Source organism: Aggregatibacter actinomycetemcomitans (genome assembly GCF_003130205.1).
In the GTDB taxonomy this organism is placed as follows: domain Bacteria; phylum Pseudomonadota; class Gammaproteobacteria; order Enterobacterales; family Pasteurellaceae; genus Aggregatibacter; species Aggregatibacter actinomycetemcomitans_A.
Map to the genome: position 1 here is coordinate 132,785 of NZ_NRDF01000001.1, position 15,229 is coordinate 148,013.

12 protein-coding genes, 3 tRNA genes and 1 pseudogene are annotated in these 15,229 nt (G+C 43.2%); 8 read left to right on the forward strand and 8 right to left on the reverse strand.

The features are described 5' to 3' along the window. The first annotated feature begins 56 nt into the window (after positions 1-56). The 4 genes from DK423_RS00645 (at position 57) to DK423_RS00660 (ending at position 1,787) form a co-directional block, all read left to right on the forward strand. Positions 57-1,280: an ROK family transcriptional regulator gene (locus DK423_RS00645; RefSeq protein WP_005556606.1), complete on the forward strand. Its 1,224-nt coding sequence runs from the start codon at positions 57-59 to the stop codon at positions 1,278-1,280. Positions 1,281-1,516: 236 nt separating this feature from the next. Then, positions 1,517-1,593 (forward strand) — tRNA-Met (locus DK423_RS00650). Positions 1,594-1,598: 5 nt separating this feature from the next. Then, positions 1,599-1,683, forward strand: a tRNA-Leu gene (locus tag DK423_RS00655). 29 nt (positions 1,684-1,712) lie between these two features. Further along, positions 1,713-1,787 (forward strand) — tRNA-Gln (locus tag DK423_RS00660). Positions 1,788-1,902: 115 nt separating this feature from the next. Here DK423_RS00660 and adk read toward each other — a convergent pair. The 4 genes from adk to galE all read right to left on the reverse strand — a co-directional run bounded on the left by adk (position 1,903) and on the right by galE (position 5,345). Further along, positions 1,903-2,547 carry an adenylate kinase gene (gene adk / locus DK423_RS00665; protein WP_005556608.1) on the reverse strand — a complete coding sequence of 215 codons (645 nt, stop codon included), beginning with the start codon at positions 2,545-2,547 and terminating at the stop codon, positions 1,903-1,905. A 132-nt stretch (positions 2,548-2,679) separates the two neighbouring features. Then, on the reverse strand, positions 2,680-3,975 hold the full coding sequence (locus tag DK423_RS00670; protein WP_005556609.1) for an MFS transporter: 1,296 nt from the start codon (positions 3,973-3,975) through the stop codon (positions 2,680-2,682). Between the two features lie 6 nt (positions 3,976-3,981). Further along, entirely contained in the window at positions 3,982-4,323 is a 342-nt protein-coding gene (hypA, locus tag DK423_RS00675; protein ID WP_005556611.1) for a hydrogenase maturation nickel metallochaperone HypA, read from the reverse strand. A gap of 5 nt (positions 4,324-4,328) precedes the next feature. Beyond that, on the reverse strand, positions 4,329-5,345 hold the full coding sequence (gene galE, locus DK423_RS00680) for a UDP-glucose 4-epimerase GalE (RefSeq protein ID WP_005556613.1): 1,017 nt from the start codon (positions 5,343-5,345) through the stop codon (positions 4,329-4,331). Between the two features lie 194 nt (positions 5,346-5,539). Between galE and DK423_RS00685 the strand changes: the two genes are divergently transcribed. Together DK423_RS00685 and DK423_RS00690 are read left to right on the forward strand one after the other, a co-directional pair. Next, entirely contained in the window at positions 5,540-5,926 is a 387-nt protein-coding gene (locus DK423_RS00685; protein WP_005556615.1) for a DUF805 domain-containing protein, read from the forward strand. 129 nt (positions 5,927-6,055) lie between these two features. After that, positions 6,056-7,250 (forward strand): annotated as a pseudogene (locus DK423_RS00690) (NCS2 family permease). A 27-nt stretch (positions 7,251-7,277) separates the two neighbouring features. On the opposite strand, the gene tilS reads toward DK423_RS00690, so the two are convergent. The 3 genes from tilS to accA all read right to left on the reverse strand — a co-directional run bounded on the left by tilS (position 7,278) and on the right by accA (position 10,529). Continuing rightward, complete coding sequence (gene tilS / locus DK423_RS00695) at positions 7,278-8,624, reverse strand: tRNA lysidine(34) synthetase TilS (protein ID WP_061886064.1); 1,347 nt, start codon at positions 8,622-8,624, stop codon at positions 7,278-7,280. A 31-nt stretch (positions 8,625-8,655) separates the two neighbouring features. After that, on the reverse strand, positions 8,656-9,513 hold the full coding sequence (gene pdxY, locus DK423_RS00700) for a pyridoxal kinase PdxY (RefSeq protein WP_061886936.1): 858 nt from the start codon (positions 9,511-9,513) through the stop codon (positions 8,656-8,658). Positions 9,514-9,575: 62 nt separating this feature from the next. Then, positions 9,576-10,529, reverse strand: coding sequence for an acetyl-CoA carboxylase carboxyl transferase subunit alpha (gene accA / locus DK423_RS00705; RefSeq protein ID WP_005545962.1), 954 nt, complete (start codon positions 10,527-10,529; stop codon positions 9,576-9,578). Between the two features lie 1,174 nt (positions 10,530-11,703). Here accA and uraH point away from each other — a divergent pair. Together uraH and DK423_RS00715 are read left to right on the forward strand one after the other, a co-directional pair. Then, positions 11,704-12,117 carry a hydroxyisourate hydrolase gene (gene uraH, locus DK423_RS00710; protein WP_032996591.1) on the forward strand — a complete coding sequence of 138 codons (414 nt, stop codon included), beginning with the start codon at positions 11,704-11,706 and terminating at the stop codon, positions 12,115-12,117. A 193-nt stretch (positions 12,118-12,310) separates the two neighbouring features. Further along, positions 12,311-13,261, forward strand: a complete 951-nt coding sequence (locus tag DK423_RS00715) for a DUF7689 domain-containing protein (RefSeq protein ID WP_005556622.1) — start codon at positions 12,311-12,313, stop codon at positions 13,259-13,261. 392 nt (positions 13,262-13,653) lie between these two features. Here DK423_RS00715 and guaA read toward each other — a convergent pair whose 3' ends face one another. Beyond that, positions 13,654-15,213 carry a glutamine-hydrolyzing GMP synthase gene (gene guaA, locus DK423_RS00720; protein WP_061886310.1) on the reverse strand — a complete coding sequence of 520 codons (1,560 nt, stop codon included), beginning with the start codon at positions 15,211-15,213 and terminating at the stop codon, positions 13,654-13,656. Positions 15,214-15,229 lie beyond the last annotated feature (16 nt).

The following is a 15,229-nucleotide window of genomic DNA, read 5'->3' on the forward strand; positions in this document are numbered from 1 at the left end:
TCCAATTGCTTAAATTCTTTTTAAAATAAGCCAACTTATCTTTGCGGGAGAAAAAAATGCGAGAAAATCCTCAAATCGCGAATGTTGATCTAGTGAAACAAATGAATAGTGCGGTTGTGTATAAATTAATCGATCAGCAGGGCCCCATTTCCCGTATTCAAATTTCTGAAATTAGCCAGCTTGCCCCGGCGAGTGTCACCAAAATTACCCGTCATCTCCTTGCCCGCGGTTTAATTAAAGAAGTGGAACAACAGGAATCCACCGGCGGTCGTCGAGCCACTTCTATTGTGGCGGAATATAAGAATTTTCGTTCTATTTTAGTTGGCCTCGGGCGTGAACATTTAACGCTGGCGATCATGGATTTGTCGGCGAAGTTGCTGAAAAAAGAAGTGTTCATGCTGCCAAATCACCAAGCCCCGCAAGAATTTGAGCTGTTTTTATTCCGGCATTTAGATAAATTTATGCTGAATAATCAAACACGAGGTAGTGAATTTATTGCCATCGGCATTACCGTACCGGGCTTTGTAGACATGAAAAGCGGCATGATTGAACAGATACCGCATTTTGTTTTAAGTGAACCTTGGGATTTGGCAAATCATATTGCCGAACGTTTTCATTTAGCCACGTATATCGGGCATGATGTGCGCAGTCTTGCGCTTGCCGAGCATTATTTCGGTGTGACTAAAGATTGTTACGATTCCCTGCTGTTGCGAATTCATCGCGGTGTTGGTGCAGGGATCGTGATTAATCACGAAGTGTTTTTAGGCTACAAAAATAATGTGGGTGAAATCGGGCATATTCAGGTGGATCCACTGGGTAAGCGTTGTATGTGCGGCAATGTCGGTTGTTTGGAAACCGTTGTGAGTAATTCAGCTATTGAAAATAAAATGTCGGAATTGCTGGAAGATGGTTATCAAAGCAAATGGCTTTCTTTGGAAGCCCATGATATTGAAGCTATTTGTAAAGCCAGTAATAAGCAGGACGCGGTGGCGACAGAACTCATTGAACATGTCGGCGTACAAATCGGGCGGGTATTGGCGATGAGCGTAAATATGTTTAATCCGGAAAAAATCGTGATTTCCGGCGAAATTACGCAAGCGAAGAATGTATTATTTGCAGCAATCCGCCGTACATTGGAAAGTCATGCATTGCCTGCATTTGTACAAAATACGCCATTGGTTACATCGGAATTAAGCAATGAAGATGTAATAGGCGCCTTTGCATTAATTAAAAGGGCGTTATTTGACGGCAGTTTATTGCGTCGTTTAATTGAAGAATAAGCGTTTACAGCCTTAAAGTGCGGCGATAAAAAATAGTGTTTTTTGAATGTTGGTTTGCCAATGACGTCAAGGGAATGAGCAAGTTTGTAGAGACTTGTGAATAAAATTAATGCGATTTGTTTAATCTCTATCCGAATGTCTTAATTTTATTTATTTTCCTAAAAAAATGGTTGACGAGTAAAGGCAATATCTGCATAATACGCCCCGCAAAGTCAATGAGATGGTTGCAAAGAAATGGCTATGTAGCTCAGTTGGTTAGAGCACAACACTCATAATGTTGGGGTCACAGGTTCGAATCCCGTCATAGCCACCATATTTGCGGGACTGGCGAAATTGGTAGACGCACCGGATTTAGGTTCCGGCGCCGCGAGGTGTGTGGGTTCAAGTCCCTCGTCCCGCACCATTCATTTTGTTGATAGTCAATATAGTTGTTGGGGTATCGCCAAGCGGTAAGGCACCGGGTTTTGATCTCGGCATTCCTAGGTTCGAATCCTAGTACCCCAGCCACTCTTTTCTTATTTCTACGTCAAATTGTTATTTTGTACTTTTTCTTTTAGTTGTATTTGGATAAATAAAAAGCCATTCCGTGGCTTAAGAATGGCTTTTTCTTCTTGTTAAGGGATTAGTCCAAGATTTTATCTAATTTTTTGCTTACCTCTTCCACTTTTTGTGTGCCGTCTAGGCGGAAATATTGTGTGTTACCCGCTTTAGCTTCAGCTTGGTAGTAGTCAACCAACGGTTTGGTGGTGGTGTGATACACTTTTAAGCGATCTAACACAGTTTCCGGTTTGTCATCGGCACGGATAATTAAATCTTCGCCGGTAACATCATCTTTGCCTTCTGTTTTCGGCGGATTGTAAATGATATGGTAAGAACGACCGGACGGTTGGTGTACACGGCGACCGCTCATGCGCTCTACAATCACTTCATCCGGCACATCGAATTCCAATACATAATCAATGGCGATGCCGGCAGATTTCAACGCATCCGCTTGCGGAATAGTGCGAGGGAAGCCGTCCAGTAAGAAACCTTTTGCGCAGTCCGGTTGGGCGACACGTTCTTTAACTAACGAAATGATTAAATTGTCAGGCACTAATTGACCTGCGTCTATTAAGGTTTTGGCTTGTTTGCCTAATTCGGTACCCGCTTTAATGGCGGAGCGTAACATATCGCCGGTGGAGATTTGCGGAATAGCAAATTTATTCATAATAAATTGGGCTTGTGTACCTTTTCCTGCGCCCGGTGCACCTAATAGAATAATTTTCATGTTGTCCTCTTTATATCGATAAAAAACGCTTGAAAAAACCACCGCACTTTGGGTTCATTAATGAAAAGTGCGGTTGATTTTGAAGATGTTTTAGTAAATCGTCGCGTATGGTTGCGTAATTCCCTGAAAATGTCAATTGTCGGATTTTTCCGCTACCGTTTTTTCGTTCCATGGGGCGACCCAAAACAGGCAAAGCATACCTGGTACGGCTAGCAATAAACAAATCCGGAAAAAGTCATAATAACCGACGACTTTGACCAAATAACCCGAGAGTATTCCGAACCCTTTGCTTGGCAGTGCCGACAGGCTGGTAAATAAGGCGAGTTGGGTGGCGGTGTAAAGCGGGTTGGTTTCCCGTGCCATAAACGCCACAAAAGCGGCGGTGCCGAGACCGACACCGATATATTCGGCCGCAATCACAATGCCGAGTTTCCAAAGTTCGGTTGAGTTAATCTGTGCAAAATGCCCGAAACCGGCAAGCCAAACGAATCCGCCAATGGTGATTAATTGTACGAAACCGAAAACCCATAAGGCGCGATTAATGCCGAGTCTAATCATAATCACGCCGCCCACGAGACCGGCGGAAATACTTGCCCAGAGGGAAGTGCTTTTGACAACCAGGGCAATATCCTCTTTGCCGAAGCCCATATCATAAATAAATTTGGTTTGTAGCGTGGTGGCGAAGGAATCCCCGAATTTATATAAAAACAGGAAGAGTAAAAAGCCCAATGCCTGTATTACGCCTTTACGTTGGAAAAATTCTTGGAGCGGAACCCAAAAGGCAAGATAAGCCGGTTGATCGCGGTTTACAATGGTAATTTGTGGTTCTTTGGCGAGAAATAAGGTCATGAACAAGCTGAACAGCATACAAAGTGCGGTCCATAAAAAAACCGTTTCCCAAGGGTAAAGGGTGGCGAGATAAAGGGAAAGCCCGCCGGGAATCAAGCCCGCCACGCGATAAGCATTAATGTGAATGGTGTTACCCAACCCCAGCTCGCTGTCGCTTAAAATTTCACGGCGGTAAGCATCAAGCACAATGTCCTGCGTCGCCGAAAAAAACGCAATAAGAAAGGCGATATTCGCCACAATGCTCAGCTGCGTGCGTGGATCAAATTGGCTAATGGCATAAAGCAAAATAAGCAAAATGACTTGTGTGATCAACAACCAACTGCGTCGTCGTCCGAGAAAATTGGGAAAGTAGCGATCCAGCAGGGGCGCCCATAAAAATTTTAAACCGTAGGGCAGAGTGACGCCGGTCACTGCACCGATAAGTTCAATAGAAAGCCCTTTGTCCGTCAGCCATATGGGCAACATTTGTAATAAAACGAATAAGGGCAGGCCCGAACTAAATCCGGTAAATACGCAAATCAGCATATTGCGGCTGAAAATTTGTCGGGCTAAGGAAGGTTGTTGGGGAGTTTGAGGCATAATAAATTATTCAACGGCAATTTCTTTAATTCGTAATTCATCACCGCTTTGGCGTTGTAAATGCACACTGCCGCAATTCGGGCAAGTGCTGTTATTGGCTTGAATTTCAACGAATGTTTTGCAATCCCAACACCAGGCTTTGGCGGGAATCGGGATTAGGTGGAGCTTGCAATTTTCGGCAGGCGTGCCTTTGGATGCCATTTCAAAGCCAAATTCCAAGGCGCTGGGTTCAATACAAGAAAGAGCACCGACCTCAAGCCAGAGGCCGGTGACTTTGTTGACGTTGTGTTGTTTGCATTGCTGCTCAACAATTTCAATGATGTTTTGACACAACGATAATTCGTGCATGGTGATTAATCCCGATAACCTTTCGGGTTATTCTTTTGCCAATTCCAAGTGTCTTTCATCATTTCTGTCAAGCTGCGTTCCGCCTTCCAGTTTAACTCTTTGGCAGCGAGGCTCGGATCGGAATAACAGGTGGCAATATCTCCGGGACGACGATCTACCAATTTATATGGGATTTGAATGTCATTTGCCTGTTCAAAGGCTTTCACCATATCCAGCACGGAATAGCCCACGCCGGTTCCCAAGTTATAAATATGTAAACCGGCGTCATCTTGATGGCGATCCAAGGCTTTAACGTGACCGATAGCCAAATCCACCACGTGAATATAATCGCGCACCCCAGTGCCGTCGTGGGTATCGTAGTCGCTACCGAACACGGAAAGCTGCGGCAGCTTGCCGATGGCGACTTGGCTGATGTAAGGCAACAAATTGTTTGGAATGCCGTTCGGATCTTCCCCCATTAAACCGCTGGCGTGCGCGCCTACCGGGTTGAAGTAGCGCAAAATCGTCATGCTGAATTTCGGTTCTGCCTTGGCAATATCGCGCAGGATTTGTTCCACCATGTATTTGGAGGTGCCATATGGATTGGTGGTGCCGCCCACTTCGCAATCTTCGGTAATCGGGATCACTTTCGGATCGCCGTAAACCGTAGCGGAGGAGCTGAACACGAAATTCCACACGCCGGCTTTCTTCATTTCCTGTACCAATACCAAGGAACCGGTGATGTTATTCAAATAATATTCCGCCGGCTTTTGCACGCTTTCACCTACGGCTTTTAACCCGGCAAAATGAATCACCGAGTCAATCTTATTTTCGGCGAAGATTTGCTGCAATAACGCGCGATCTAATACATCCCCCAGATAGAATTTCACTTTCTTACCGGTGAGTTGTTCAACGCGTTCTAAGGATTTCGGGGAGGCATTGCAAAGATTGTCTAAAACCACCACTTCTTTGCCTGTATTGAATAATTCCACGACAGTGTGCGAACCGACATAACCGGCACCGCCGGTGACTAAAATGGTCATAATTTCTTTCCTTCTGAATGAAATAACTGCGGGTTAGTATAGCCCTTTTTAGCGGTGAAGCAAAATTACGGCAATGGTGTTTTGCTCCAATGAGCGGATTTATACGTTAAATCAACGTAGAGTCATTGCTTATTTTATTCAGAATGAATAAAATTCAGCTCCCTTTCACTTACTATAATTAAGGAGCCTAAAAAATGAATTGGTATTTACATGTATTAAAAAATTATGCCACCTTTAGTGGCAGAGCCAGACGTAAAGAATATTGGATGTTTGTGTTGTTCAATTTTATTGCTACTTTCGTATGTATGTTGATTGATGCCGTTATTCAGATGCCTATTTTTCAATTTGTTTACGGTTTTGGTGTTATTATCCCTTATATTGCGGTAACAGTGCGTCGCTTGCATGATACGGATCGTAGCGGATGGTGGATTTTAATTTCTTTTATTCCGCTTGTTGGTTCTATCGTTCTGCTCGTCTTTATGTGTTTTGACAGCCAACCGGGTACAAATCGTTTTGGTGACAATCCTAAAGAAAACGCAGTTTCCAACGAGGTTTCAGAAAAAAGCCGTCTTATCAGTTAATGCTAATAGGGTTAGCCGAAAGGTTAGCCCTTTTATGTAATGATTTGCGCAAACGTTTACTTATTTAATGTTTTCGGTAAAATGCCGCCCTTATTTTATTTTTTCTTCTATCATCAAAGGTAATTTTCAATGTCATCTTCTCGATCAGCTGCTTTAGAACAACGCTTTGAGTTGATTAAACGCGGTTCCACCGTGCGTAAAGAAATCATCGCCGGTTTAACCACGTTCTTGGCCATGGTGTATTCCGTTATCGTGGTGCCGAATATGTTAAGTACGGCGGGTTTCCCGGCGGAATCGGTTTTTATCGCCACCTGTTTGGTTGCCGGTCTCGGCTCCATTTTAATTGGCTTTTGGGCAAACGCGCCTATGGCGATCGGTTGTGCGATTTCCCTTACCGCATTTACCGCCTTCAGTTTGGTTATCGGGCAAAAAGTCAGCATTCCCGTGGCGTTAGGTGCGGTCTTCTTAATGGGCGTTTTCTTTACGTTGATTTCCGCCACCGGCATTCGTGCTTGGATTTTACGCAATTTGCTGGTAGGCATTGCCCACGGCGCCAGCATCGGTATCGGTTTGTTCCTGCTGTTAATCGCGGCGAATGGCGTCGGTTTAGTGGTCGGCAATCAAGCCGGCTTGCTGGTGAAACTCGGTGAATTTACCTCCTTTCCAGTGATGATGTCCTTAATCGGTTTGGCATTAATAGTGGGTTTGGAAAAAAAGCAGGTAAAAGGCGGTATTTTATGGGTAATTATCGCCATTACCATCATCGGTTTAATTTTTGACCCGAACGTAACTTTCAACGGTCAAATGTTCAAAATGCCAAGTTTCGGCGATGAATCCCTGTTCTTGAAATTAGATGTGCTTGGTGCATTGCAACCGGCGATTTTACCGGTGGTGTTCGCCCTTGTGATGACGGCGGTATTCGATGCTACAGGCACCATTCGCGCTGTTGCCGGACAAGCGAATTTATTGGACAAAGACGGTCAAATCATCAATGGCGGTAAAGCCTTAACCTCCGATTCCGTGAGCAGTTTATTCTCTGGTATTTTCGGCACAGCGCCGGCAGCGGTTTACATTGAATCCGCCGCAGGCACCGCAGCGGGCGGCAAAACCGGTATCACCGCTATTGTGGTCGGCGTGTTGTTCCTATTAATGCTGTTCTTCCAACCGCTTGCTTTCTTAGTGCCGAATTACGCCACTGCGCCGGCATTTCGCGGCATTGGTTATCGGACGTGTAGTGAGCGGTGATTTAAAACGCTTAAATATTGGCACGGTGGTGATTGCTACGGTCTTGGTGGCGTTTTACGCTTGCGGTTGGGCGATTTAATCCGACGGCTAAAATAGCAAAGGCGCATCAATATGCGCTTTTTTGTTTGGATTCATGTTGAAAAACGCGGAAAAAACCCACCGCACTTTGTAGCGCATCGCCGTAGAAAATCAGCGGAATCCGTTGCCGCTGCCAAGGTGGCACGTTCAAACCTTGCCATACTTTTTTTATGTCCTGATTCACGCCTTGTTGTGTTAATTTAACTTTGCCCGAATAACCGAAACGGATCCAAACTTTCGTTCCCGCTAACGGTAAACCGAGGGTTTCTTTATATTCCTGCCCATTTTCATCGCGCCAAAGTGCGGTCATTTTTTCCAGTGTTTTTTTCAGGCTTAACGTGCCCAAGTTGTCCGGCAAATTCATGGGATCGTCAAATTGGGCTTCCAAACAGACTGGCGAAATATCCGTAAATACCGGCGTGAGAAACAATCGGTTTTGATAACGGCGAAGGATCTTATCCTCCAAACGAAACTGCGGCTGCGCATCGCTTTTGGCGAAAATGACATCGGAAATGAGCTGCTCCAGTTGTGCCAATGAGGGCATCATCACACCCTGTTCCTGCAACCATAAACGCAGCAACGCCCGTTGTTTCGCCGGAGAATAGGTGGTGAAGTCGTGCACCTTGAAAGTGCGGTCATTTTCCACGACGTTTTTTTGGTATTCCTCCGCCAGCAGTTCATTGAGCAGTTGTTGTTGCTCATAACAATGTTGTGCCGAACGTTGCACCGCGGAATCAAAATGCGCCCAGCGTTGGCGAAATTCAGGCAACACCACATTGCGCAGAAAATTGCGGTCGTATTGATTGTCTTCGTTACTTTCGTCTTCAACCCAAGTCAGCTGTTGCTGTTGCACGAATGCCATCAGTTGCTGACGGCTAAAATTCAATAGCGGGCGAAAAATCGGTACGCCGTAAACGATGCTGTTAGCTTGCATTGCACCTAACCCCTGCAAACCGCTACCGCGTTTGAGCGCAAGAAAAAAAGTTTCCGTTTGATCTTGCTGATGGTGCGCCGTGGCTAGCCATTCTTCGGGCAAAATATGTTGTGCGATGGCTTCATAACGTGCCTCACGGGCACCGGCTTCAATGCCGTTTTGCAAACGCACTTTAACCGGCTGAATCAGCAACGGAATATTCAATTGTCGGCAAATTTGTTGGCAATGTGCCGTCCAGGCATCGGCATTAGGGCTTAAGCCATGGTGAATGTGAATAGCGCGCAACTGAAAGTGCGGTCGATTTTCCCGGTGTTTGGCAAATAAGGTGAGAAGGGCGGTAGAGTCCAAGCCACCGCTAAATCCAATGAGAAATTGCGTTTGATTTGGTGCGTGCCGTTGTAACTGCTGTGAGAATTGTTCGAGAAGCATAGCGGATAACATAGCCTCCCGCTAAGCGGGAGGAAGTGGCAGATTAAGCGATTTTTTGTGCTTTATATTGGCTGCGCGGGTTGATGATAAGATCGCGGGCGGCGATGATTTGTAATTCGTATTCGCCACGTTCCAGGGTGGTTTGCATCACATCGTTGACTGCGTTTGCCATGTGTTCAAAAGCCTCCACATCGGATTTGCCGTTGAGTAAATTGGCTAAGAATAAGCCGGCGGTTAAATCACCCACGCCAACGGGTTCGTGGTCGAACGGATGTAATGGACGGGATAAATGCCAAATGCCCTGTTCGGTAGCAAGCAACATTTCAAATTGATTGGCGTTTTTGCCCACTTTGCTTAAATGTTTCACCAATACTTTTTTCGGCCCTTTTGCCAAAATGGCTTTCACGGCAGCCAATGCCTGTTCAAAATTTTCTACCGGTAAACCGCTTAATTCACGCAGTTCCACCAGATTCGGTGTAATAATATCCGCTTCCGATACAATATTAATCAACCCTTCACGCACACCATCGGCAACGATACAGCCTTTTTCAGGATGGCCCATCACAGGATCGCATAAATATAAGGCGTTTGGATTGATGGCTTTGATTTTATGAACGGCGTTGACTATTTCATCGATTTGCTCGGCGGAACCTAAGTAGCCGGAGACCACGGCATCACATTTGTGCAACGCTTGAATCTCTTCAATGCCACGCACGATTTCGCCGATTTGTTCTTTGGGAATGATAATGCCCGTCCATTTGCCATATTGGGTGTGATTGGAAAATTGCACGGTATTTAATGCCCAAACATCAATACCGAGTAATTGCATCGGGAAGGTTGCCGACTTGTTGCCGGCGTAGCCATAAACCACATGAGACTGAATTGAAAGTACATTTTTCATTGTTATTTTCTCCTTTTAAAATCCTTTTTAAATACAGCAAATACGGTTTTTATAATGATATTTTAAACATAGCCGTAACTCATTAAGCGCTGATAACGACGCTCCAATAACTGTTCTGCATCTAATACGTCTAAATCCGCTAAGTCGGACAAGAGCCGTTTTTTCAGGTTTTGCGCTATTTTTTCATAATTACGATGGGCGCCACCAAGCGGCTCAGATACGATGTTGTCAATCAAACCGAGTTCTTTTAAACGCTTTGCGGTTAAGCCCATGACTTCCGATGCGGTAGAGGCTTTGTCGGCGCTTTTCCATAAGATAGAAGCGCAACCTTCCGGCGAAATAACGGAATAGGTGGAATATTGCAGCATATTCACTTTATCACCGACACCGATGGCCAACGCGCCGCCAGAACCGCCTTCACCGATAACGGTACAAATGACAGGTACTTTTAAGGTGGACATTTCACGTAAGTTGCGGGCGATAGCTTCCGATTGTCCGCGTTCTTCCGCACCTACGCCAGGATAAGCTCCTGGGGTGTCGATGAAAGTAATGATTGGAAGTTTGAAACGTTCCGCCATTTGCATGAGGCGTAATGCTTTGCGATAGCCTTCCGGTGCCGGCATACCGAAGTTGCGTTTTACTTTTTCTTTTACCGTGCGACCTTTTTGGTGACCGATAACCATCACCGGTCTGCCGTCTAAACGGGCTAAACCACCGATAATGGCTTTATCATCGGCAAAAGCACGATCGCCGGCAAGTTCGTCAAAATCGGTGAAAATATGTTCGATATAGTCAAGAGTGTAAGGACGATTCGGGTGACGGGACATTTTGGACACTTGCCACGCATCTAAATTTGCAAAGGTTTTTTCGGTGAGTTCCATGCTTTTTTTCTGTAAACGGGCAATTTCATCATCAAGATTAATGTCGTTATCCTGATCCAAGACGGAGCGTAATGATTCGATTTTCGCTTCAAGTTCGGCAATAGGTAATTCAAAATCTAAGTATTCTTGACTCATTTGGTTGTTCCTGGTTTTGTGAAAAATTTGCACCGCACTTTAACAAGATTTTAGTGTGGGCGCAATCTGACGGGTTATTTTATGTATTTTTTTCACAAATACCATAAAAAATTAATCCGATTACACCGGCTAACACTCTGTAATTACAGTAATTTGTTGTTATCACTGAATAAATTTTCGATGAAGAAATTAGTCAACATATCTTGCAGTATTGATTGACAGTCTGCTAAAACGATTTTATTATGCAGTTACTTTCTGAGTAAGATATTTGAAAGTCAGGATTGTTCTCCTGAAATAAGCGGCTGAAGATATAAAACGCTTTTAGTATGAGTTTTATGTCGCACACTACAAGGCATCATCTGTCAATGGTGGACTAGGTAGAAGTCCGCAGGGATGCGACGCAGTAAACCGCTTACTGTTAAGACCAATTCTGCTTAGTTCACCACCTTTCTTTTAATTATACTTCTTCCTTGTTAATAGGTTTTCAATATCTTAGGCTAGTAAATTTAGGTTTTTACTAGCGAACGGTTTTTAGCTAGAAATGCTAGGTGGGCTATGCCTTATGATTTTCAAAGCATTCTAGGAAAATTTTCTAAAAAAGATCCATTTATTTTAATTCTGAAAAATTAGGGCTGGCAGTAAGAGGGTAACGCATTGCTTACTTCTTTCAAGTCAACTGACTCTTTACGTTTTCGAAAGGTCATTTTTATCTTATTCCTATCCCTGTAGGATTTCAGGTAGTAAAGCCGTTGATGAATTTTGGCGAAGATTATTTAAAGCCAATGGATAGGCGCAGTACGTCATTATTGTATGAGCGACTTAAATAACCAATTTGGTTACGGTAAGTAATAGCAGAATTAGTATGATAATATACAATTTTAGCTAAGAAAGATTTATACTTTACACTAATCCTATGTCTAATAAAGTCCATCTTTGATTTTGAAATGAACAGGGAAATCGTATTTTTTTATAAATTTCTTTTTTCTATAGCGCTGTTTTATCTGAATAAATTCTGTATTGTGTATTTTATTCAGTGAGTAGACTAAGTCAATTTTAAAATAAATTTTAATTATTTGTTAAATTTGTGAACTAGATCACATTTATAATGGGAATTAAAATGTGAAATAAAAGTCTAACCTAAAACCTTGTTTTAAAATTATACACGGAGGATTGAATGAATTTAAAGAGTAAAGTAGCTGGGCTAGCAATGATGTTTGTTGTATCAAGTAGTTTTGCTACAACATACCAGTTGAGTACGCATATTTTAGACATTAATAAAGGAGTGCCTGCACCGAATGTTGGAATTGAGTTGTATAAATTCAATGAAAAAACTGAGGATTGGGTGCAGGTGGCAAAAACTGTCACAGATGGAAATGGTAGAGTTAAAGGATTATTGCCGCTTCAGGACGGAAAAGATAATAAAGGTATCTATAAACTAAAGTTTCAGGTAAAGCAATATCTCGAACAATTATATACGAAGAGTTTTTACCCATTTATTGAAGTACCTTTCGAATTAAAGGATAATACGCATTATCATGTGCCGATTACACTGTCTCCTTATGGTTACTCTACATATAGAGGTAGCTGAGCTTGTTCTTAGGTAAAGAAAAAACGCCTAATTAGGCGTTTTTTAGATTTTCCTTCACAGTGTCATTGCTAGACTGGCTAGCTGGTGTCGAGCTAATATTTAGGTATGTAGTATTATGTTATGACTTATGAATAGTACTAGCGAAAGAAAAATTTAGGTAGATAAAGTAATTTTTACAATTAAAGGAGATTGTATGAAATCACGTGACATTATGTATTTGTCAGGGCTTTTAGAAAATGATTGTAAGAATATTCCGACATTTTCTAGACCTCTAGATGAAAGTGAGCGTATTATCTATAAAGGTTTCTTTCCAAACCTTAACTTATCCACGGCTAAAGCTACTAGCATTAGTACTGAATGTTATAATTGTGTTGCTTGGACTCTGGGTATAACTGATGACTGGTTGTGGCCTGAATTTCACGCATATACGACGGATAAAGATACAACGCTTGAAGATTTTGATAAGTTTTACAAAAAAATGGGATTTGTTCGGGCAGCTAGCGACAAAGAAGCGCATATTACCGCCTGGGGAAATACTACACCTGAAGGTAAATTATATATGACACATGCTTCTGTAACTTATCCAGATTATCAAGGACAATGGGAATCAAAATTGGGTAAGTTTATTAGAATGAAGCATGATCCAAATGATTTACAAGGTAATAGTTACGGTAGGCGCGTTGCTTATTATAAGAAAAGCACTACTCAAGATTTATTACAAACAAGGCTACGCTTAATAAAAGAAAGACGTCCTGTTACCTATGACGAGGCTATAAAGCTTAATGGAAAGTTAGTAATGTTACCTAAGGCGCTTATTGATAGCTTTGATAATAAGTATGAGTTTTGGAAAGAAACTTGGGATGATTCGTCTGATGTATTGGCTACGTTCAGTTCAAATCCTACAACTTTTAAATTATCTAACGAATATCAAGAATTAGTTAAACTGGGTAAAAACAGTGATATCTTACCACTCATTGTTTTGAGGCTTCTGTTTTTTAAAAATGATTTCTTTGCGTTACAGCTTTATGATGAATTACAAGCAAATAAAAGTTTGGTTGTTGAATATGATGATAATTTTCACCTGTTAGAAGGGGAAAAAGGGCGAGCTCACTTGACAGTTAAAAAATATATCTCTTCGCTTTAGTTTTATTTTTAATTAGCCAGAGTTAGTCAGTTTTTATTTTAAGGGAAAAGGCTGCTTAAATTAGTCCTAGTAGCTACGTGAATTAGCTTGCTTCACTAGGAAGGTAGTTGTAAATATAAGTGAAAAAATGCATCAATTCAGAATGAAGTGGTACCCTGCTAACGATAGAAGCTTAATTTGATATATAAGATTGTTCGCTTATAAAAAATTTTTAGGTGTTAGAACCTTAGATATCTGATGGCACTGGAGTAAAAACCTGATATAGATCGTGTGTTGAACGATGTTGTACATTTGATGCTAAAGTGCCCTACTTGGGTATGCTAATTACGTAAGAGCGGTAATTATATAAAACGAATTTAAATAAACAGAAAATTATATGAAATGGGGAAGTATTATTCCCACTCAATCGTTGCTGGTGGTTTTCCGCTGATGTCATATACCACACGGGAAATGCCGTTTACTTCATTGATAATGCGATTGGAAATTCTGCCGAGCAAATCATAAGGCAGGTGTGCCCAATGTGCGGTCATAAAATCGATCGTTTCTACGGCGCGCAGGGAGATAACCCAGTCATATTTACGCCCGTCGCCCATCACACCTACCGATTTCACCGGCAGGAATACGCTGAAGGCTTGGCTGGTTTTCGCATACCAACCGTTGTTATGCAATTCTTCGATAAAAATTGCATCGGCGCGACGTAATAAATCGCAGTATTCTTTTTTCACTTCGCCGAGTACGCGCACCCCTAAACCCGGGCCGGGAAACGGATGACGGTTGATCATTTCTGCCGGTAAGCCTAATGCCAAGCCGATTTTGCGCACTTCGTCTTTGAATAGTTCACGTAACGGCTCAACTAAGCCTAATTTCATGTAATCCGGCAAGCCGCCTACGTTATGGTGGGATTTGATCACATGGGCTTTGCCGGTTTTGCCGGCGGCGGATTCGATCACGTCAGGATAAATGGTGCCTTGCGCGAGCCATTTTACGTTGGTGAGTTTTTTCGATTCGTCGTCGAACACATCCACAAACACCTTGCCGATAATTTTACGTTTTTCCTCAGGGTCGGAAACGCCCGCCAACTCGCTCAAGAAACGGCTTTCTGCATCAACACGGGTAATGTTCAAACCGAATTTATTGCCGAACATTTCCATCACCTGAACGCCTTCGTTTAAACGCAATAAACCGTTATCCACGAACACGCAATGTAAGTTTTTGCCGATAGCGCGATGTAATAACAGCGCCACCACGGAAGAATCCACGCCGCCGGATAAGCCTAAAATCACTTCGTCATCACCTACTTGCGCTTTAATGCGCGCCACGGCATCTTCAATGATGTTTTCTGCCGTCCATTTGGTTTCGCAACCGCAAATGTTTACTACGAAATTGGTTAATAATTCCAAGCCTTTTTTGGTGTGGGTTACTTCAGGGTGGAATTGCACGCCGTAGAAACGACGATTTTCATCAGACATGGCGGCAATCGGGCAGGTCGGCGTGGTGCCGGTGATTTGGAAGTCCTTCGGCAGGCGGGTAACTTTATCGCCGTGGCTCATCCACACATCTAATTTGCTGTCGCCGTCATTTAAATGGGCAAAAAGTGCGGTCGGATTTTCTATTAAAACGGAGGCATAACCGAACTCGCGGTGATCAGAGGTTTCCGTTAAGCCGCCAAGCTGCATTGCCATGGTTTGCATACCGTAGCAAATGCCTAATACCGGCACGCCGGCATGAAAGACATATTCCGGTGCGCGCGGGCTGTTTTCTTCCGTGGTGCTTTCCGGACCACCGGAAAGAATAATCCCCGTTGGGTTGAAATCACGGATTTGTTGTTCGGTCACATCCCACGCCCAAAGCTCACAATACACCCCGATTTCACGCACACGGCGGGCGATGAGTTGGGTATATTGGGAACCGAAGTCGAGGATGAGGATTTTATGGTTATGGATGTTGGTCATGGTTTTCTCTAATATG

Bases quoted from the DNA above. Each gene is read 5' to 3' on its own strand.
- DK423_RS00645 (WP_005556606.1), top strand. From the start codon at position 57: ATGCGAGAAAATCCTCAAATCGCGAATGTTGATCTAGTGAAACAAATG.
- adk (WP_005556608.1), bottom strand. From the start codon at position 2,547: ATGAAAATTATTCTATTAGGTGCACCGGGCGCAGGAAAAGGTACACAA.
- DK423_RS00670 (WP_005556609.1), bottom strand. From the start codon at position 3,975: ATGCCTCAAACTCCCCAACAACCTTCCTTAGCCCGACAAATTTTCAGC.
- hypA (WP_005556611.1), bottom strand. From the start codon at position 4,323: ATGCACGAATTATCGTTGTGTCAAAACATCATTGAAATTGTTGAGCAG.
- galE (WP_005556613.1), bottom strand. From the start codon at position 5,345: ATGACCATTTTAGTCACCGGCGGTGCCGGTTATGTCGGTTCGCACACT.
- DK423_RS00685 (WP_005556615.1), top strand. From the start codon at position 5,540: ATGAATTGGTATTTACATGTATTAAAAAATTATGCCACCTTTAGTGGC.
- tilS (WP_061886064.1), bottom strand. From the start codon at position 8,624: ATGTTATCCGCTATGCTTCTCGAACAATTCTCACAGCAGTTACAACGG.
- pdxY (WP_061886936.1), bottom strand. From the start codon at position 9,513: ATGAAAAATGTACTTTCAATTCAGTCTCATGTGGTTTATGGCTACGCC.
- accA (WP_005545962.1), bottom strand. From the start codon at position 10,529: ATGAGTCAAGAATACTTAGATTTTGAATTACCTATTGCCGAACTTGAA.
- uraH (WP_032996591.1), top strand. From the start codon at position 11,704: ATGAATTTAAAGAGTAAAGTAGCTGGGCTAGCAATGATGTTTGTTGTA.
- DK423_RS00715 (WP_005556622.1), top strand. From the start codon at position 12,311: ATGAAATCACGTGACATTATGTATTTGTCAGGGCTTTTAGAAAATGAT.
- guaA (WP_061886310.1), bottom strand. From the start codon at position 15,213: ATGACCAACATCCATAACCATAAAATCCTCATCCTCGACTTCGGTTCC.